Origin of the sequence: Escherichia sp. KTE31 (assembly GCF_000407925.1) — a bacterium.
Lineage (GTDB): Bacteria > Pseudomonadota > Gammaproteobacteria > Enterobacterales > Enterobacteriaceae > Escherichia > Escherichia ruysiae.
The window spans coordinates 479,643-498,470 of the sequence record NZ_KE136725.1; the positions used below are offsets into that span (position 1 = coordinate 479,643).

The following is an 18,828-nucleotide window of genomic DNA, read 5'->3' on the forward strand; positions in this document are numbered from 1 at the left end:
TGTGTGTAACGCCACATCCGGCCTACAAAATATTGCAAATTCAATACATTGCAGGAAACATCCGAGCCAACCAGACAAGCATAGCGCATCAGGCGATGCGCATATTGCCCGATATCTTAACCCAGCTGCTTACGCGCATTGCGGAAAATACGCATCCATGGCCCATCCTCGCCCCAGTTTTCCGGATGCCAGGAGTTGCTGACAGTACGGAAAACACGCTCCGGGTGCGGCATCATAATGGTGACACGACCGCTTTCAGTCGTGACCGCCGTAATACCGTTCGGGGAACCGTTCGGGTTAGCCGGGTAAGTTTCGGTGACTTTGCCGAAGTTATCGACATAACGCAGCGCCACCAGCCCTTTGCTTTCCAATGCTGCCAGATGAGCCGCATCGCGCACTTCCACACGCCCTTCACCGTGAGAAACGGCAATCGGCATCTGTGAGCCCACCATCCCCTGCAACAGCAGCGACGGGCTTTGGGTCACTTCTACCAGGCTGAAACGCGCTTCAAAGCGATCGGAGGTGTTACGCACAAAACGTGGCCACAACTCACTACCCGGGATCAGTTCGCGCAGGTTAGACATCATCTGGCAACCGTTACATACCCCCAGAGCCAGCGTTTGCGGACGATGGAAGAAGGTTGCAAACTCATCGCGTACACGGTCATTGAACAGAATAGACTTCGCCCACCCTTCACCGGCGCCCAGCACGTCACCGTAGGAGAAACCGCCGCACGCTACCAGGGCGTGGAAATCCTCCAGGCCAGTGCGTCCAGCCAGCAGGTCGCTCATATGCACGTCGATAGCATCGAAGCCTGCACGGTGGAACGCTGCCGCCATTTCCACATGCGAGTTCACGCCCTGCTCACGCAGTACGGCAACTTTCGGGCGCGCGCCAGTAGCAATAAACGGTGCCGCCACATCCTCGTTGATATCGAACGACAATTTCACATTCAGACCCGGATCGGCGTCGTTTGATTTCGCCTGGTGCTCCTGATCGGCACACTCCGGGTTGTCACGCAGGCGCTGCATCTGCCAGGTAGTTTCTGCCCACCAGACACGCAACGTGGTGCGGCTTTCGCTGAATACCGCCTGTCCGTTGGCAGTAATCACAAAACGGTCACCGGAAACCGCCTGACCGACATAATGGACGCAATCAGCAAGGCCGTGCTGTGCCAGTACGGACTCGACCGCTTCACGGTCAGCGGCACGAACCTGAATCACCGCACCCAGTTCTTCGTTAAACAACGCCGCCAGGCGATCGTCACCCAGAGAGGCGATATCCGCATCAATGCCACAATGACCAGCAAAGGCCATTTCCGCCAGCGTTACCAACAGACCGCCATCAGAGCGGTCGTGATACGCCAGCAGCTTACGCTGTGCAACCAGCGCCTGAATCGCGTCATAGAAGCCTTTCAGTTGCGCGACATCGCGTACATCTGCCGGTTTGTCGCCAAGCTGACGATAAACCTGCGCCAGCGCCGTTGCGCCCAGCGCGTTATTGCCTTTGCCCAAATCAATCAGCAGCAGTGCGTTATCTTCGGTAGAAAGCTGTGGCGTGATGGTGTGACGTACATCTTCCACGCGGGCAAATGCAGAAATCACCAGCGACAGCGGCGACGTCATTTCGCGCTCTTCGTTACCTTCCTGCCAGCGGGTTTTCATCGACATAGAATCTTTACCCACCGGGATCGTCAGGCCGAGCGCCGGACAAAGCTCTTCACCCACCGCTTTTACTGCTTCATACAGACCCGCATCTTCGCCAGGATGACCTGCTGCCGCCATCCAGTTGGCGGAAAGTTTAATGCGTTTGATATCGCCAATCTGTGTTGCGGCAATGTTAGTTAACGCTTCACCAACTGCCAGACGGGCAGAGGCGGCAAAATCCAGCAGCGCAACCGGCGCACGTTCGCCAATCGCCATCGCTTCACCGTAGTAGCTGTCGAGGCTGGCGGTAGTGACCGCGCAGTTAGCGACCGGCACCTGCCACGGCCCCACCATCTGATCGCGCGCTACCATGCCAGTTACGCTGCGGTCACCGATGGTCACCAGGAAGGTTTTCTCTGCCACGGTCGGCAGATGCAGCACGCGTTTCACCGCGTCAGCAATGGTGATCCCTTCACGGGCCAGCGCATCGCCCTTCGCTTTCAGCGTTTGTACATCGCGGGTCATCTTCGGCGTTTTGCCAAGCAGCACGTCCAGCGGCAGATCGATTGGCTGATTATCAAAATGACGATCGTGCAGAGAAAGATGCAGTTCTTCGGTCGCTTCACCAATCACCGCGTATGGCGCACGTTCACGTTTACACAGTTCGTCAAACAGCGGTAACTGATCGGCAGCAACCGCCAGTACATAACGTTCCTGGGATTCGTTACACCAGATTTCCAGCGGGCTCATGCCCGGTTCATCGCTCAGGATATCGCGCAGTTCAAATTTACCGCCGCGTCCGCCGTCGCTCACCAGCTCCGGCATGGCGTTAGAAAGGCCGCCCGCGCCGACGTCGTGGATAAACAGAATCGGGTTGGCATCCCCCAACTGCCAGCAGCGGTCGATCACTTCCTGGCAACGACGTTCCATCTCCGGGTTGTCGCGCTGCACAGAGGCGAAATCGAGGTCGGCATCAGACTGACCGGAAGCCATAGAAGACGCCGCGCCGCCGCCAAGACCGATGTTCATTGCCGGGCCGCCGAGAACGACCAGCTTCGCGCCAACGTTGATCTCGCCTTTTTGTACGTGATCGGCGCGGATGTTGCCGATCCCGCCCGCCAGCATGATCGGTTTGTGATAACCGCGCAGCTCTTCGCCATTGTGGCTGTTCACTTTTTCTTCATAAGTACGGAAGTAGCCGTTCAGTGCCGGACGACCAAATTCGTTGTTAAACGCCGCGCCGCCAAGCGGGCCTTCGGTCATGATGTCCAGCGCGGTAACAATGCGCTCAGGCTTACCGAAATCTTCTTCCCACGGCTGTTCGAAGCCTGGAATACGCAGGTTGGATACGGAGAAACCGACCAGACCGGCTTTCGGCTTCGCGCCGCGTCCGGTTGCGCCTTCATCACGGATTTCGCCGCCGGAACCGGTCGCCGCGCCCGGCCACGGAGAAATCGCCGTCGGGTGGTTGTGGGTTTCTACTTTCATCAGGATATGCGCAGGTTCCTGATGATAGTCGTAGCGACCTGTTTCGTGGTCAGCAAAGTAGCGGCCCACTTCAGAACCTTCCATCACGGCGGCGTTATCTTTATAAGCAGAAAGAACGTGATCCGGCGTGGTTTCGAAGGTGTTTTTGATCATCTTGAACAGCGATTTCGGTTGCTGTTCACCGTCGATAATCCAGTCGGCGTTAAAAATCTTATGACGGCAGTGCTCAGAGTTCGCCTGGGCGAACATATAAAGCTCTATGTCGTTCGGGTTACGACCAAGCTTCGTGAAAGCATCCTGCAGATAGTCAATTTCATCTTCCGCCAGTGCCAGACCAAGGCGCAGGTTAGCGTCAATCAGCGCCTGACGCCCCTGCCCCAACAAATCAACGCTGGTAACCGGAGTCGGTTGATGATGAGCAAACAGCTGCTCTGCATCATCTAAAGCGAAAAAGACCGTTTCCATCATGCGGTCGTGCAGTTCAGCGGTAACCTGCTGCCATTGTTCATTAGTCAGCGTACCGGCTTCTACATAGTAAGCAACGCCGCGCTCAAGGCGGTTTACCTGTTGCAGCCCGCAGTTATGGGCGATATCGGTCGCTTTCGAAGACCAGGGAGAGATGGTGCCAGGACGCGGGGTCACCAGCAGTAGTTTGCCTTGCGGGGCGTGGCTGGCGAGTGCCGGGCCATATTTCAGCAGGCGTTCAAGCTGTGCGTGCTCATCATCGTTTAACGGCGCATTGAGGTCAGCAAAATGGACATACTCGGCGTAAATGTTGTGAACCGGGAGCCTGGCAGCCTGAAAACGTGCCAGCAGTTTGTTGATTCGGAATGCCGACAATGCAGGCGAACCACGCAGAATTTCCATCATAAGTCTCTCGTCTTCTAAGCTTTCGGTGTACCCAAGGGGGGGAAACGGGCGTCATTATAAAGAATCTGATGCGCTGACGAAACCGTTTGCGTGGAAATAAAATCACCATCATGAATTAGCAACGCGTGCCGCCAATCTCTGTAATAAGTTGCCAACTGGCGCAAGTTTACGCAAAATGCCGCTCATTTATGATTAAACCTTTCTTTAGCATTACAATCTTTCAGGCTGGGACGCGCACGACACAGAGAATTAACTAATTGAAAAAATTAAAGATTAATTATCTGTTCATCGGCATTCTGGCACTGCTTCTCGCGGTCGCTCTTTGGCCATCCATTCCCTGGTTTGGTAAAGCCGACAATCGTATCGCCGCCATACAAGCGCGGGGAGAGTTGCGTGTGAGCACTATTCATACTCCCCTGACATATAACGAAATCAACGGTAAACCTTTTGGCCTGGATTACGAACTGGCAAAACAGTTTGCCGATTACCTCGGCGTAAAACTGAAAGTCACCGTACGGCAGAACATCAGCCAGTTGTTTGACGATCTCGATAACGAAGATGCCGATCTGCTGGCAGCGGGACTGGTCTATAACAGCGAAAGGGTTAAAAATTATCAGCCTGGTCCAACCTATTATTCCGTTTCACAACAACTGGTCTATAAAGTGGGTCAGTATCGACCACGGACGCTGGGCAATCTGACGGCAGAACAGTTGTCCGTCGCTCCAGGGCATGTTGTCATTAACGATCTGCAAAAACTGAAAGAGACTAAGTTCCCGGAATTAAGCTGGAGAGTGGACGACAGAAAAGGATCTGTGGAGTTAATGGAAGATGTTATCGAAGGTAAGCTCGATTACACCATTGCCGATTCTGTCGCTATCAGCCTGTTTCAGCGCGTTCACCCGGAACTTGCTGTGGCACTGGATATCACCGATGAACAACCGGTGACCTGGTTTAGTCAATTAGATAACGATAATACGCTTTCTGCGGCTCTGCTCGATTTCTTCAATGAAATGAATGAAGACGGCACACTGGCGCGTATTGAAGAGAAATATCTCGGACATGGCGATGATTTTGATTACGTTGATACACGCACATTTTTACGCGCCGTTGATGCGGTACTGCCGCAGTTAAAGCCTCTGTTTGAGAAATACGCCGAAGAAATTGACTGGCGTTTGCTGGCCGCTATTGCTTATCAGGAATCGCACTGGGATGCGCAGGCCACTTCGCCGACCGGTGTACGCGGCATGATGATGTTAACCAAAAATACCGCGCAAAGCCTGGGCATTACCGACCGCACTGATGCCGAACAAAGCATCAGCGGTGGCGCGCGTTACTTGCAGAATATGATGAGTAAAGTGCCAGAGAGCGTGCCAGAAAATGAGCGGATCTGGTTTGCGCTCGCCGCCTATAATATGGGCTATGCACATATGCTGGACGCCCGCGCCCTGACAGCAAAAACCAAAGGCAATCCTGACAGTTGGGCCGATGTCAAACAGCGTCTGCCTTTACTTAGCCAGAAACCCTATTACAGCAAGCTGACTTACGGCTATGCGCGTGGGCATGAAGCCTATGCTTATGTCGAAAATATTCGTAAGTATCAGATTAGCCTGGTGGGTTATCTGCAAGAGAAAGAGAAGCAGGCTACAGAAGCGGCGATGCAGCTGGCCCAGGATTATCCGGCGGTATCACCCGCTGAATTGGGTAAGGGAAAATTTCCCTTTCTCTCGTTTCTTTCGCAGTCGTCATCTAATTATCTGACGCACTCCCCTTCTCTACTGTTTTCCAGGAAAGGGAGTGAAGAAAAGCAAAATTAATCTGTAGCGGGTTGCGCTTTTTTCTGCGCTTTGATTTCCTGGCGGCGCATTCGGAAAAAATCGCTGAGTAGCGCCGCGCACTCATCCGCCAGTATTCCTTCCGTAATTTCCACTCGATGATTCATACCGGGATGGTGCAGCACATCCATTAATGATCCGGCTGCGCCAGTTTTCGCATCACGCGCGCCAAAGACTACGCGACCAATACGGCTGTGGATCATCGCTCCGGCACACATCACGCATGGCTCCAGCGTGACATACAACGTGGCGTCGATCAGGCGATAATTCTGCATCACCAGCCCTCCTTGCCGCAGCGCCATGATTTCTGCATGTGCAGTAGGATCATGACGTCCTATCGGACGATTCCATCCTTCGCCGATTACGCGATTGTTATGCACTAATACCGCGCCGACCGGCACTTCTCGCTCGTCCCAGGCACGTTTCGCCAGCGTCAGCGCATGACGCATCCAGTATTCGTGGCTAAATTCGACTTCAGACAAAAAGAAAACTCCGGTTATAAAAGCGCGGCGCATTATACACGGACGCTATGCTTTACTCTATTCCAGTTGCTGGAGTTCACCGCGAGGCGTTACCCGCCAGCGATGCTGACAAAAATAGAGTAGCGGATTGTCCTGATTACTGTCGCTATAGCCACTGTACAGCCGCAGCGGTGTGCCGATTTTGCGTTCCAGTTGCGCGACCTTTTCATGGCCAAGACAGCGCATAGTCAGCACCCAGCCGCCATAACCGCGCTGGATCTGACTGGCGATAAGATTAACGCGTGGCAGCCACGGCGTATCGAAATAAACCGCTTCGACCAAAGCCTGAGGGGAACCGGTAATCAACCAAATGTCAGCATCGGAGCTTAGCAAATAGCTGGTCAGGCGTTCCTGCACTAGCGGGAACGCCGTAACATTGTCGCGAAACCAATGCACGAAATCGGCTTGTAACGCCTGTAAACGTGCTTCGCTATGACCAAAGGTACAGCCCCATAGCAGCAGACTCATCGGCCAACGTGCCGCTCGCCCCTTGATTAATAATGCAATGACAATGACCGGCAACAGCGGCAGAACAAGTAACGCATTCAGCGGCTGTCGGCGCAGTAAGTAGCGCAGAAAACTGCCGAACATATCCTGTTGATGCAATGTTCCATCTAAGTCAAAAAACACCACACGGCGCTCGTGAGTTGCCAAACCATACCCCTCTGGACTGATACATCCTGATTAATTTTCACTACCAGATAGCCTAACAGATAGATCATCACTTTTCCGGCAACAATCTATCGCATAATGGTTGACTGGAATTTTTAATTCATGGCAATTAACTTTGATGGAATATAATATTCTCTCGCTTGTGTCTCATATTGCCTGTTGTCGCCATTAATTCATCGCGAGGAAAGATATGAACGGCTTACTTCGTATCCGTCAGCGTTACCAGGGGCTTGCCCAGAGTGATAAAAAGCTGGCGGACTATCTCCTGCTACAACCGGACACTGCCCGCCACCTTAGTTCCCAACAACTGGCCAACGAAGCCGGAGTCAGTCAGTCCAGCGTAGTGAAGTTCGCGCAAAAACTTGGCTATAAAGGTTTTCCGGCACTTAAATTGGCGTTAAGCGAAGCTCTGGCAAGCCAACCGGAATCGCCCTCCGTACCCATTCATAACCAAATTCGCGATGATGATCCGTTACGGCTGGTTGGCGAAAAGCTGATTAAAGAAAACACGGCTGCCATGTACGCAACACTGAACGTCAATAGCGAGGAGAAGCTACATGAATGCGTGTCGATGCTTCGTTCTGCGCGACGGGTTATTCTGACTGGTATCGGCGCTTCCGGTCTGGTGGCGCAGAATTTTGCCTGGAAGCTGATGAAGATAGGTTTTAATGCTGCCGCTGAGCGTGATATGCACGCGTTGCTTGCTACAGTGCAAGCTTCGTCACCGGACGATTTGTTATTAGCCATCTCATACACAGGTGTACGGCGCGAGTTAAACCTGGCAGCAGATGAAATGCTGCGAGTGGGTGGAAAAGTGCTGGCAATCACCGGTTTCACCCCCAATGCCCTGCAACAGCGCGCTTCTCATTGCCTGTATACCATTGCCGAAGAACAAGCGACAAACAGTGCTTCGATCTCCGCATGTCATGCTCAGGGAATGTTAACGGATTTGCTGTTCATTGCGCTGATCCAGCAGGATCTGGAACTGGCACCAGAACGTATTCGTCATAGTGAGGCGCTGGTGAAAAAACTGGTTTGAGTAAAGAATGCGCGTATAATGCCCGCCCGGTTTGTGTTGTTTTGAGAGTTTCCTTATGGCGCTGTTAATCACTAAAAAATGCATCAATTGTGATATGTGTGAACCCGAATGCCCGAATGAGGCGATTTCGATGGGTGAACATATCTACGAGATTAACAGCGACAAGTGTACCGAATGTGTAGGTCATTACGAGACGCCAACCTGCCAGAAAGTGTGCCCGATCCCCAATACTATTGTGAAAGATCCGGCGCATGTTGAAACAGAAGAACAGTTGTGGGACAAGTTTGTGCTGATGCATCATGCGGATAAGATTTAGTATTTTTCCTCTGGAGCAGGATATTGCTTATTCACTCGTGTAAAAACGAAATTATTATATTTATTTTTATGATGTCATTAATAAAAACATTCATTAAATGAATTTCGATAATATCTGCGCAGACACTTAATTATTATTAAAGGCGCGTCTGGCTGGTTAAGCCGACGCGCCTTAAGTACGTTTCCTGATGTTACAAGAACAGAAGGATCAGCTGTAAAACAGCAATGACGACTTTAATAACCCGTTTAATAAGGTATCGACAATCAGTCATTCGTTTTTCCTTAAACAAGGAATGCAGCCGTTCAGATTAGCCCTTACATCTCCCCAAAACTGAACGTGCGAGTTATTGGAATCGAGTGCTGCACTCCACACCAGAGCTTTGACGACACCACTCGTTTCAATGGGGGAATTCAGTGGTATGGTGTAGAACACAGCAAAATCTCCAATAACGACGCCGATTCTAATGTACTTATGAAAAAGCGGTCACGTTAATCTTCTCATCAATATTAAATTCTTCGTCCCGGCTCGAATATTTTATGTCAGAGATTGCAAGTTGCTTGTACAGGTCAGATAAATTGATCCATAATCATTTTCGTTGGAATCGTGTGCTGCAAAATTTTAAAGTTGTAAAGTAAAACCCCCGTTCCTTACCAGTTCGGGGGTTTTACTTTTTAAAAGAACGGTATTATTTAGGTGTTCGAGAAAGAGTTTTAACTTTCAATTATTACCGTGGCGCAAGCATAGTGGCGTTCATCTGCCAGCGTCACATGCATATGTGCGACACCCAGCTTTTCTGCCAATTTTAACGCCTCGCCCCACAACCGCAGCCGTGGCTTGCCGAGTTCATCGTTGAACACTTCAAACTGATTAAATGCCAGGCCATTGCGGATCCCAGTACCAAACGCTTTTGCCGCCGCTTCTTTCACGGCAAAACGCTTCGCCAGAAAACGCACCGGCTGATGGTGCGTTTTCCAGATCTCCCATTCATTATCGCTTAATACGCGTCGTGCCAGCCGATCACCGGATCGGGCGATCACCGCTTCAATACGGGCGATCTCCACGATATCCGTGCCTAAACCTAATATTGCCATTAGCCACGCGCTTCCAGCATCAGACGCTTCATTTCTGCCACCGCATCTTTCAGTCCGGTCATCACCGCACGACCGATAATGGCATGTCCGATATTCAGTTCGTGCATCTCAGGGATGGCAGCAATGGCTTTCACGTTGTGATAGGTCAGGCCGTGACCGGCATTAACTTTCAGACCGAGGCTTGCGGCAAAGGCCGCAGCTTTGGCAATACGCGCCAGCTCTTGCGCCTGTTCGGCATCAGTTTTGGCATCGGCATAACAACCGGTGTGGATCTCGATAAACGGTGCGCCAACCTCAGCGGCAGCTTTAATTTGTTCTTCATCGGCGTCAATAAACAGAGAAACCTGAATCCCGGCATCTGCCAGACGTTTGCAAGCATCGCGCATTTTGTCACGCTGACCTGCAACGTCCAGGCCGCCTTCAGTTGTCACTTCCTGACGCTTTTCCGGTACCAGGCAGCAAAAATGCGGCTTCGTCTCAACGGCAATCGCCAGCATCTCTTCGGTCACCGCCATTTCCAGATTCATGCGGGTATCCAGCGTCTGACGCAGGATTCGCACATCGCGGTCGGTAATGTGGCGACGATCTTCGCGCAAATGCACGGTAATGCCATCAGCACCCGCCTGCTCGGCAATAAACGCCGCCTGTACCGGGTCTGGATAAGCAGTACCACGCGCATTACGCAGCGTTGCGATATGGTCAATGTTGACGCCTAACAGTAATTCAGCCATGACAATCCTCATCAGTCATTATGTGTTTTCACCGTTCGCTTAGGCATAAACTGCCGGAACAGTTCCCTGCTTTTTAAAGGTTTACCGCCAAGATAAGGCTTAAGCGCCATGCGGGTAAAGCGTTTCGCTGCTCGCAATGTGTCGGCGTCAGGAAATTCCCGCGCGTGTAACGCTTTCAACTGCCTCCCGGTGAAAGTTTTATTGTCGATAACTACACTGGCGATAAATCCTTTTTCTTCGCGATAACGATACGTCATGGTGTCATCTACCGGCTCACCGCTACCTGCGCAATGGGTAAAGTTGACCCCATAACCCAGATGCCCGAGCAGCGCCAGCTCAAAGCGGCGCAGCGCCGGTTCTGGCGTACCAGTGGCACCTGCCAGAGACTGAATGCAGTGCAAGTAATCGAAAAAGAGTTCCGAGAAGCGCGTCTCGTATTCCAGAACGCGGGAGAGAAGTTCGTTGATGTACAGACCGCTGTAAAGCGTAACACCACTTAATGGCAGCGCCAGCGAGACAGCTTCGGCACTGCGCAGCGTTTTGACTTCACCGCGACCGCCGAAGCGTAGTAAAAGAGGCGTGAAAGGCTGCAATGCACCTTTCAGGGTAGAACGTTTTGAACGTGCGCCTTTGGCAACCAGACGCACGCGTCCCGATTCCTCCGTAAAGACGTCCAGCATCAGGCTGGTTTCGCTCCACGGGCGACTATGCAGGACAAATGCGCGCTGCCAGCCCTCCATCATACTCGTCGCCTTTCAAGTTGCAGGTGCCCTGGCTGCAACTGTTCCCCCTGGTCACTTACTTTAGCAAGTGACCAGGGATTCACGGTCTTGCCGCCTTCCTGCACCTCGAAAGTCATAGAGTATGCTAATTAGAGATCGTCAACGTAACCGAGACTACGCAGCGCACGTTCGTCGTCGGCCCAGCCGGATTTCACTTTCACCCACAGCTCAAGGTGGACAGGCGCTTCGAACATTTCCTGCATGTCTTTACGCGCTTCAATCCCGATGGTTTTGATCTTGGCCCCTTTGTTGCCAATCACCATCTTCTTCTGCCCTTCGCGCTCAACGAGAATCAAGCCGTTGATGTCATAGCCGCCGCGTTCATTGGTGACAAAACGTTCGATTTCCACGGTCACGGAGTACGGCAGTTCTGCACCGAGGAAACGCATCAGCTTTTCACGGATGATTTCAGAGGCCATAAATCGCTGCGAGCGATCGGTAATGTAATCTTCCGGGAAGTGATGGGTCGCTTCCGGCAGATGCTTACGCACGATTGCCGCAATAGTGTCAACATTCAGCCCGGTTTCGGCAGAGATCGGCACAATATCGAGGAAATTCATCTGGCTTGCCAGGAACTGCAGATGCGGCAGCAGATCGGCTTTTTCCTGCACGTTGTCCACTTTGTTCACCGCGAGGATCACCGGCGCTTTGCCATCACGCAGCTTGTTGAGCACCATTTCATCGTCCGGCGTCCAGCGGGTGCCTTCAACGACAAAAATCACCAGCTCAACGTCGCCAATGGAGCTGCTCGCCGCTTTGTTCATCAGGCGGTTAATGGCGCGTTTTTCTTCCATATGCAGACCCGGGGTATCGACGTAGATCGCCTGATACGCGCCTTCAGTATGGATACCCACAATGCGGTGACGGGTTGTCTGCGCTTTGCGGGAAGTGATGGAGATTTTCTGCCCCAACAGTTTGTTCAGCAGTGTGGATTTGCCAACGTTCGGACGTCCGACGATGGCAATAAATCCGCAGTAACTTTTATCGATGCTCATTCCAGCTCCAGTTTTTTCAACGCCTGTTCGGCGGCAGCCTGTTCAGCCTTACGACGGCTTGAACCTGTGCCAACCACCGGTTCGCTCAGGCCGCTAACCTGGCAGTGGATAGTAAATTCCTGATCGTGCGCTTCGCCACGTACCTGAACTACCAGATAAGTTGGCAGAGGCAGATGGCGCCCCTGCAAATATTCTTGCAAGCGCGTTTTCGGATCTTTTTGTTTATCGCCTGGGCTAATTTCGTCCAGACGGGTTTGATACCAGTTAAGGATTAATTTCTCGACGGTCTGAATATCGCTGTCGAGGAATACGCCGCCAATTAATGCTTCGACGGTGTCAGCAAGAATCGACTCGCGACGAAATCCACCGCTTTTAAGTTCACCCGGCCCTAAACGTAAGCACTCACCTAACTCAAATTCACGCGCCAGTTCTGCCAGCGTATTGCCACGGACCAGCGTGGCGCGCATCCGGCTCATATCCCCTTCATCCACACGAGGGAAACGGTGATACAGCGCATTGGCGATAACGTAGCTCAAAATAGAGTCGCCTAAAAATTCTAAACGCTCGTTATGTTTGCTGCTGGCACTACGATGGGTTAATGCCTGCTGCAACAGCTCCTGATGATTAAAAGTGTAGCCCAGCTTCCGTTGAAGCCGATTAATTACGATGGGGTTCATGCGATACCAATAAATAAATGCGTCAACAATTCAGCACACGAAACAGACCTGATATGCAGGGTTCTGCTAACAGCTTTGCAGCAGTTTCAGTTGACCTGTATATGGGGACCAACGCTGTTTCGTGTGCCGTGGCGACCTGGAGGTGCCAACCTTAAACTTCGGGGGAATATTCTATACACAACGACGGGGGATGTCGTTAGCCACGGGAGATTTATCTCATAAATAATTCACGTTGTCGCCATAACGGCGACAACGTGAACGGATAACAGCAATTAGTGAATGCCACCAATGCGACTTAAGCGCACGCCTGTCGGCCATTCACCTTCTTGCTTATCGAAACTCATCCAGATAGCCGTTGCCCGACCGACCAGATTCGCTTCCGGCACAAAGCCCCAGTAACGGCTGTCCGCGCTGTTATCGCGATTATCACCCATCATGAAGTATTGCCCTGGCGGAACAATCCAGGTTGCCAGTTGTTGTCCTGGTTGCTGGTAATACATCCCCACCTGATCCTGCGCAATCGGCACGGTCAGGATACGATGCGTTACATCGCCCAGTGTCTCTTTACGTTCAGAAAGACGAATACCATTTTCTTTAGTTTCGTTTTTCGGCACCTCAAAGAATCCGCTGGTTGCTTCCCCGCCGTTACGACGTGAGAAGGTCTGTACGAAATCGCTCGGCTCCACGTTGGAATAGGTGACCGGCAACGCGTTTTCACACGCCTGACCGGAACTGCATCCCGGTTGAATAGTCACTTCTTTCGCGACCGGATCGTAAGTGACTTTATCGCCCGGTAATCCCACCGCACGCTTGATGTAATCAAGCTTTGGATCTTCCGGGTATTTAAAGACCACAATATCGCCACGTTTCGGATGACCGGTTTCGATCAGCGTTTTCTGGTAGATAGGGTCTTTAATGCCGTAAGCAAACTTCTCTACCAGAATAAAGTCACCGATTAACAGAGTCGGCATCATCGAACCTGACGGGATCTGGAACGGTTCATAAATAAACGAACGCACAATCAATACGATAGCCAGCACCGGAAATACAGAAGCGCCGGTTTCCAGCCAACCAGGCTTCGGCACAACTTTTTTCAGCGTTGCTTTATCCAGTGAGTCCCCGGCAGCCGCTTGCGCTGCTGCCTGACGTTCCCGCCGTTTAGGTGCGAAAAAGAATTTATCCACGCACCACAAAATGCCCGTCACCAGTGTGGCAATCACCAGAATCAGGGCAAACATATTCGCCATGCCAACTCCTAATGGTTATTTGTTGTCTTTGCCGACGTGCAGAATGGCGAGGAACGCTTCCTGCGGCAGTTCGACGTTACCGATCTGCTTCATGCGTTTCTTACCTTCTTTCTGCTTCTGCAGCAGCTTTTTCTTACGGCTGATATCGCCGCCATAACATTTGGCCAGTACGTTTTTACGCAGCTGTTTCACGGTAGAACGCGCAATGATGTGCGTTCCAATCGCAGCCTGAATGGCGATATCAAACTGCTGGCGGGGGATCAGATCTTTCATCTTCTCCACCAGCTCGCGACCACGGTTTTGCGAATTATCACGGTGGGTGATCAACGCCAGCGCATCAACACGTTCACCGTTGATTAAAACGTCAACACGCACCATGTCGGACGCCTGGAAGCGTTTGAAGTTGTAATCCAAAGACGCATAACCACGCGAGGTAGATTTCAGGCGATCGAAGAAGTCGAGTACCACTTCAGCCATCGGGATCTCATACGTCAGTGCCACCTGGTTCCCGTGATAAACCATGTTGGTCTGTACGCCGCGTTTTTCTACGCACAACGTAATGACGTTACCAAGATACGCCTGCGGCAGCAGCATGTGACACTCTGCAATCGGCTCGCGCAGTTCGTAGATGTTATTTACCGCAGGCAGCTTAGACGGGCTATCGACGTAGATAACTTCTTTCCCCGTAGTTTCTACTTCATACACTACTGTCGGAGCGGTAGTAATCAGGTCAAGATCGTACTCGCGTTCCAGACGTTCCTGAATAATCTCCATGTGCAGCAGGCCGAGGAAGCCGCAGCGGAAACCAAAGCCCAGCGCCGTGGAGCTTTCCGGCTCGTAGAACAAAGAGGCATCGTTGAGACTCAATTTACCCAGCGCATCGCGGAAGGCTTCATAGTCGTCGGAACTTACCGGGAACAGACCGGCGTAAACCTGCGGTTTAACTTTCTTAAATCCTGGCAGCGCCTTTTCTGCCGGATTACGCGCCAGCGTTAAGGTGTCACCGACTGGTGCGCCGTGGATATCTTTAATCGCACATACCAACCAGCCTACTTCGCCACATTTCAGCTCTGTACGGTCAACTTGCTTCGGCGTGAAAATACCCAGACGGTCGGCGTTATAAGTCTGCCCGGTACTCATGACTTTCACTTTGTCGCCCTTACGCAGGGTGCCGTTTTTAATACGGATAAGTGAAACAACGCCCAGGTAGTTGTCGAACCAGGAGTCGATAATCAGAGCCTGCAACGGGCCTTCCGGATCGCCTTCCGGCGGTGGGATGTCGCGCACCAGACGTTCAAGAACGTCCTGCACACCAACGCCGGTTTTCGCCGAGCAACGCACTGCGTCGGTGGCGTCGATTCCAACGATATCTTCAATTTCTTCCGCCACGCGTTCAGGATCGGCTGCCGGCAGGTCAATCTTGTTCAGTACCGGCACTACCTCGAGATCCATTTCCATTGCGGTGTAGCAGTTTGCCAGGGTTTGCGCTTCTACGCCCTGCCCGGCGTCAACCACCAGCAATGCGCCTTCACAAGCGGCCAGCGAACGCGATACTTCATAAGAGAAGTCCACATGACCTGGGGTGTCGATAAAGTTAAGTTGATAGGTTTCGCCATCGGACGCTTTATAGTCCAGCGTCACGCTCTGCGCTTTGATAGTTATGCCACGCTCACGCTCAAGATCCATGGAATCGAGAACCTGTGCCTCCATTTCACGGTCAGACAGGCCACCGCAGATCTGGATAATACGGTCAGACAGCGTCGATTTACCGTGGTCAATGTGAGCTATGATCGAAAAGTTACGTATATTCTTCATAAAGTATGATTATTGTGCCTTAATGCCCGGTTAACCAGGCTTTTAGAAGTCGCTGTTCTGAGCTTAACGTCTGTATTAATAGAAACGCCGCATTCTACACTACAACATTGAGGCGAGGAAATGTTCATACCGTATGGATTGTGGTATCTGGAAACGTCCTCGCATTTGTTATGCAAAATACAACAAAGCCAGTGAAATCACTGGCTCGCGTCTTCCGAAGATGTTTCAAATCGCACAAGGCCAGGTGGCAATGCCACGCTTAAGATGACAGGTTGCCATTCTGCCCGGGCAGCAAACTTACGTGAGTGTCCACGCGCAATGAGGAATCCGCCAACGCCGCCGAGAATCGCACCGCATAATGCTGCAATATCTGAAGCAAAGAGTAGCTGAAATAACGAAGCGATGAGGAATAATCCCACTAGCGGCGACATATAAACCAGTAATGCGGAGCTGAGCAGGCTGCCTTCGGCGATTCCTAATTCCACTTTTTGCCCCGGCACTAACGGTTCATCACAGGGTACGACGATGGTATGTGTGGTTTGCGGGCCAAGTTTATTCAACACGCGGCTACCGCAACCAGCACGGGAAGCGCAGCTGCTGCATGAGGCTTTGACATCACAACTGACCAGCGCCTGCCCGTTTTTCCAGGAGACGACAGTGGCCCACTCTTTAATCATTGCCCTGCCCCAAACTTAATATTCTCGGCAATGCGCTTCGCCGTTTGCGGTGGCAGTTCACCAACAATGGTGATTTCGGCGTTATCACGTACGCTGGTACTAACGGTTCTGCGTCCGGTGCGCAACATCTGGTCGGTGCTCGATGGCGTAGCACGGTTAACGTTTACCGAAAAGCTGAATAATCCGTCGGAATAGAGACGTGATTCGATAGGCATGTTGTCCATCGTCGGTAGCGGACGCCGACTGCTGGAAACTTCGCTAAACCCCTGTGGCAACCAGGTTGGAGCCCAGTTAAATTTGGCTTTTTCCCCCACTGGTACAGAAAGCAGCGGTGGCAAGTTCGCCTTCGCCAGCGTCTGCATACTGCTGCTGATATCCTGATTGACGTTGAAAGCAATCACACGGAATTGTTCCAGCGTTTCACCATCGCGATCAAGGAGATCTACCCGCATCGGTAATTTCGATTCGGTGTCCATCCATACGATGTAGCTGTAGCGTGTGCCATCACGGGCGACTACGCGGATTACCTCACATAAGCGGTCAGCAATACGCGTGCGCCCCACGGAGATAAAGTCGTAGTAAGGAGAAAGGCGTTTGAAATCGGTATAGATGAGTGATGGCAGAGAATCAACAATGTAATCGCCATTAAGTGTGAACGGTTCAAGGCCCGGTTCAAAATAGCTGATTTCATTGCCGCGCTGTACCACTTCCCGACGCGGCCCATCCATTTGCAACAACTGTGCAAGAGGACGGTTATCGAGGCGTGCATGTCGATAACGCAGGGACTCAACACCTTGTTTATTGATGCTGATGAATGACAGCTCGTAATTCAGTGACTGACTAGCCAGGTTCATCTGCTGTAATAACGCCCCGGACGCAGGGGTGGCCGAGGCGTTAGCAGAGAATAACAGGCTACCTGTCACTAATGACATGGCAAACCAAAGTTGCTTCATTACTGCGATTGCGTTCCTAAAGTTTGAATTCCTGGCACCTGTACAGCGGCTTGCTGTGTTTGTGCCTGCTCAAACTGAAGCTGTTCGGAGTGAAGTCGACGTTGCAGTTCGTAATCCTGTAACATGGCATTAATGCGACGACGCTGCTCCTGTACCTGCTGCTGTTGACCATTATTCGCGGTCGCTTCAGAAGGCACTCCCAGACTTACCGGACTGGCTTTACCCATCATCGGCAGAGTATTAAATACCGGAGTTTCGGGCTGCTGGGACGTTTCAGATTGTCCATTATAGTGCTGGACGCCAACGATAACTGCAAGCGATACGCACGCTGCTACGCCCATTTGGGTAAGCTGTGCCGCCCATGGACGTACTTTCTGCCAAAATGGCATTTTCTGCCATTGATGCGGTGCAGGCTGAGCCTCTGGGATCAATGTCGTCGGTTGACGTACTGGCTCTTCTTCAATGGCAGCCATCACGCGGGAAGAGATATCGAAATGAAGCACCTCGGGAGTATCACCCCGCATAGAGTCACGGATTAAGTGATAGTTTTCCCAGGTTTTCTGCATTTCCGGGTTGTGAGCCAGTTCGTTAAGCAGCTCACTATCCAGCGTTTCGCCATCCATTAAAGCGGAAAGTTGTTCTTTCTGCATGCCTAATACCCTTATCCAGTATCCCGCTATCGTCAACGCCTGATAAGCGGTTGAACTTTATTATCAATAGCTTCCCTCGCTCGGAAGATACGTGAACGCACCGTACCCACCGGACAATCCATGATAGCGGCTATCTCTTCATAGCTCAGGCCATCCAGCTCCCGCAAGGTTATTGCCATGCGTAAATCTTCCGGGAGGGACTCAATAGTTCGGAAAACTATCTGTCTCAGTTCTTCTGACAACATTAAGTTCTCAGGGTTCGAAATTTCTTTTAGCGCGCCGCCACTTTCGAAGTTTTCAGCTTCAATGGCATCCACATCACTGGAAGGTGGACGACGCCCCTGAGCAACCAGGTAATTTTTTGCCGTATTAACAGCAATCCGATACAGCCATGTATAAAAAGCACTATCTCCCCGGAACGAATCCAGCGCACGATAGGCTTTAATAAAAGCTTCTTGTACCACATCGGGAACATCACCCGACGGCACATAGCGGGAAACCAGACTCGCCACCTTATGCTGATAGCGCACTACCAGTAAGTTAAAGGCTTTCTGATCTCCCTTCTGGACCCGCTCAACCAGGACCTGGTCCGTTAACTGCTCGCTCATCCGAGGTAAAATCTCCCCAAACCAAATTTCCACGCGCTATCGAAACGCCACTCCATTAGCTGCAATTTGAGCAAGCAAAGGGTTAGAGTGTCTCGTTTTTGTAAAGTTCCGTAACGCATCTGTTTTTGTTTGTCATGCTGTAGACGGATCATTATCTATCATTATAAGTCTACAGAATCTGAATAACGCATTATCTGTGTAGAAATGCCCATTTAACT

Annotated in this window: 19 protein-coding genes; 3 read left to right on the forward strand and 16 right to left on the reverse strand. The window is 51.6% G+C overall.

Annotation, left to right across the window (positions count from 1 at the left end; genetic code table 11):
* Positions 1–116: 116 nt before the first annotated feature.
* On the reverse strand, positions 117–4,004 hold the full coding sequence (purL, locus tag WES_RS05720) for a phosphoribosylformylglycinamidine synthase (protein WP_016158800.1): 3,888 nt from the start codon (positions 4,002–4,004) through the stop codon (positions 117–119).
* 257 nt (positions 4,005–4,261) lie between these two features.
* On the opposite strand from purL, the gene mltF reads away from it, so the two are divergent.
* Positions 4,262–5,818 carry a membrane-bound lytic murein transglycosylase MltF gene (gene mltF, locus WES_RS05715; protein WP_016158801.1) on the forward strand — a complete coding sequence of 519 codons (1,557 nt, stop codon included), beginning with the start codon at positions 4,262–4,264 and terminating at the stop codon, positions 5,816–5,818.
* On the opposite strand, the gene tadA is transcribed toward mltF, so the two are convergent.
* On the reverse strand, positions 5,815–6,318 hold the full coding sequence (gene tadA / locus WES_RS05710) for a tRNA adenosine(34) deaminase TadA (protein ID WP_016158802.1): 504 nt from the start codon (positions 6,316–6,318) through the stop codon (positions 5,815–5,817). The genes mltF and tadA overlap by 4 nt on opposite strands.
* Positions 6,319–6,375: 57 nt before the next feature.
* Positions 6,376–7,011: a phosphatidylglycerophosphatase C gene (yfhb, locus tag WES_RS05705; RefSeq protein WP_000190662.1), complete on the reverse strand. Its 636-nt coding sequence runs from the start codon at positions 7,009–7,011 to the stop codon at positions 6,376–6,378.
* A 208-nt stretch (positions 7,012–7,219) separates the two neighbouring features.
* On the opposite strand from yfhb, the gene WES_RS05700 reads away from it, so the two are divergent.
* Positions 7,220–8,068 (forward strand): MurR/RpiR family transcriptional regulator, encoded by an 849-nt coding sequence (locus tag WES_RS05700; RefSeq protein ID WP_016158803.1) that lies wholly within the window; start codon positions 7,220–7,222, stop codon positions 8,066–8,068.
* Between the two features lie 55 nt (positions 8,069–8,123).
* Positions 8,124–8,384: a 4Fe-4S dicluster ferredoxin YfhL gene (gene yfhL, locus WES_RS05695; protein ID WP_001196294.1), complete on the forward strand. Its 261-nt coding sequence runs from the start codon at positions 8,124–8,126 to the stop codon at positions 8,382–8,384.
* A gap of 190 nt (positions 8,385–8,574) precedes the next feature.
* Here yfhL and shoB read toward each other — a convergent pair whose 3' ends face one another.
* From shoB to rseD, 13 genes are all read right to left on the reverse strand, one after another.
* The gene (shoB, locus tag WES_RS0121655) at positions 8,575–8,655 is read right to left on the reverse strand and encodes a type I toxin-antitoxin system toxin ShoB (protein WP_000128779.1); all 81 of its coding nucleotides are present in this window, start codon (positions 8,653–8,655) and stop codon (positions 8,575–8,577) included.
* 439 nt (positions 8,656–9,094) lie between these two features.
* A complete protein-coding gene (gene acpS, locus WES_RS05690) occupies positions 9,095–9,475 on the reverse strand; it encodes a holo-ACP synthase (RefSeq protein WP_000986026.1) in 381 nt (126 codons plus the stop codon).
* Complete coding sequence (gene pdxJ, locus WES_RS05685; protein ID WP_002431672.1) at positions 9,475–10,206, reverse strand: pyridoxine 5'-phosphate synthase; 732 nt, start codon at positions 10,204–10,206, stop codon at positions 9,475–9,477. The genes acpS and pdxJ overlap by 1 nt, the downstream gene beginning before the upstream one ends.
* Positions 10,207–10,217: 11 nt before the next feature.
* Positions 10,218–10,946, reverse strand: coding sequence for a DNA repair protein RecO (gene recO, locus WES_RS05680; protein ID WP_024191157.1), 729 nt, complete (start codon positions 10,944–10,946; stop codon positions 10,218–10,220).
* A gap of 131 nt (positions 10,947–11,077) precedes the next feature.
* Positions 11,078–11,983: a GTPase Era gene (gene era / locus WES_RS05675; protein WP_000020738.1), complete on the reverse strand. Its 906-nt coding sequence runs from the start codon at positions 11,981–11,983 to the stop codon at positions 11,078–11,080.
* The gene (gene rnc / locus WES_RS05670) at positions 11,980–12,660 is read right to left on the reverse strand and encodes a ribonuclease III (RefSeq protein ID WP_001068343.1); all 681 of its coding nucleotides are present in this window, start codon (positions 12,658–12,660) and stop codon (positions 11,980–11,982) included. The genes era and rnc overlap by 4 nt, the downstream gene beginning before the upstream one ends.
* A 272-nt stretch (positions 12,661–12,932) precedes the next feature.
* A complete protein-coding gene (gene lepB, locus WES_RS05665; protein WP_000002551.1) occupies positions 12,933–13,907 on the reverse strand; it encodes a signal peptidase I in 975 nt (324 codons plus the stop codon).
* Between the two features lie 15 nt (positions 13,908–13,922).
* The gene (lepA, locus tag WES_RS05660; RefSeq protein WP_000790174.1) at positions 13,923–15,722 is read right to left on the reverse strand and encodes a translation elongation factor 4; all 1,800 of its coding nucleotides are present in this window, start codon (positions 15,720–15,722) and stop codon (positions 13,923–13,925) included.
* 197 nt (positions 15,723–15,919) lie between these two features.
* Complete coding sequence (gene rseC / locus WES_RS05655; protein WP_000589061.1) at positions 15,920–16,399, reverse strand: SoxR-reducing system protein RseC; 480 nt, start codon at positions 16,397–16,399, stop codon at positions 15,920–15,922.
* Positions 16,396–17,352, reverse strand: a complete 957-nt coding sequence (gene rseB / locus WES_RS05650; protein WP_000812043.1) for a sigma-E factor regulatory protein RseB — start codon at positions 17,350–17,352, stop codon at positions 16,396–16,398. The genes rseC and rseB overlap by 4 nt, the downstream gene beginning before the upstream one ends.
* Entirely contained in the window at positions 17,352–18,002 is a 651-nt protein-coding gene (gene rseA / locus WES_RS05645; protein ID WP_001168448.1) for an anti-sigma-E factor RseA, read from the reverse strand. Before rseA ends, rseB begins: the two co-directional genes overlap by 1 nt.
* Before the next feature lie 32 nt (positions 18,003–18,034).
* Complete coding sequence (gene rpoE / locus WES_RS05640; RefSeq protein WP_001295364.1) at positions 18,035–18,610, reverse strand: RNA polymerase sigma factor RpoE; 576 nt, start codon at positions 18,608–18,610, stop codon at positions 18,035–18,037.
* Positions 18,607–18,762 carry a rpoE leader peptide RseD gene (gene rseD / locus WES_RS24130; protein ID WP_032147913.1) on the reverse strand — a complete coding sequence of 52 codons (156 nt, stop codon included), beginning with the start codon at positions 18,760–18,762 and terminating at the stop codon, positions 18,607–18,609. Before rseD ends, rpoE begins: the two co-directional genes overlap by 4 nt.
* Positions 18,763–18,828: the final 66 nt, after the last annotated feature.